The sequence below is a fragment of the Arcobacter caeni genome (assembly GCF_003063245.1).
Lineage (GTDB): Bacteria > Campylobacterota > Campylobacteria > Campylobacterales > Arcobacteraceae > Aliarcobacter > Aliarcobacter caeni.
Map to the genome: position 1 here is coordinate 1 of NZ_MUXE01000050.1, position 604 is coordinate 604.

At 29.3% G+C, this 604-nt stretch carries 2 protein-coding genes; both read left to right on the forward strand.

The window, feature by feature from the left end; all coding sequences use genetic code 11:
• Positions 1–19 precede the first annotated feature (19 nt).
• The gene (locus B0174_RS12465; RefSeq protein ID WP_407641254.1) at positions 20–178 is read left to right on the forward strand and encodes a hypothetical protein; all 159 of its coding nucleotides are present in this window, start codon (positions 20–22) and stop codon (positions 176–178) included.
• The coding region (locus B0174_RS12085; RefSeq protein ID WP_133174807.1) for a 2Fe-2S iron-sulfur cluster-binding protein at positions 175–604 on the forward strand (430 nt) is incomplete at its 3' end. The genes B0174_RS12465 and B0174_RS12085, both read left to right, overlap by 4 nt.

The following is a 604-nucleotide window of genomic DNA, read 5'->3' on the forward strand; positions in this document are numbered from 1 at the left end:
GTTTAAAGAGTCTGTTTATATGGCAAAACTAATAGCTAAGTGTGCTTTAGAGAGAAAAGAGAGCAGAGGGGCACATTTTAGAACAGACTTTAAAGAACAAAAAGAAGAGTTTGCAAAGATTAGTATTGTAAAGTATGAAAAAGAGCAAGATATTATTTCCTATGAAGATGCACTATGAAAATAAAAGTAAGTAGATTTAATCAAGAGAAAACTTTTTTAGAAGAGTTTGAAGTAAAAGAGAATAAAACACTTTTAGAAAATCTTGTTGAAATAAAACAAGATAAAGACTCTACTTTAACTTTTAAACATGGTTGTAGAAGTGGAGTTTGTGGCTGTTGTTCTGTAAGAGTAAATGGTCAGGAAAGATTAGCCTGTAAAACAAAACTAAAAGAGAATGATTTAGTAGAACCACTTAAAAACTACGAAGTTTTAAAGGATTTAGTAGTTGATACTTCAAAGGAAGAAGAGCTTTTAACTAAAACAAATAGCTTCTTGCATAAAAAGGAAGATGTAAGTATTTCAATAAAAGATGAAAAGCAAATAGATAGACAAAGTAACTGTATTTTATGTCAAAGTTGTTATAGCTCATGCCCTGTTTATGAAG

Bases quoted from the DNA above. Each gene is read 5' to 3' on its own strand.
- B0174_RS12465 (WP_407641254.1), top strand. From the start codon at position 20: ATGGCAAAACTAATAGCTAAGTGTGCTTTAGAGAGAAAAGAGAGCAGA.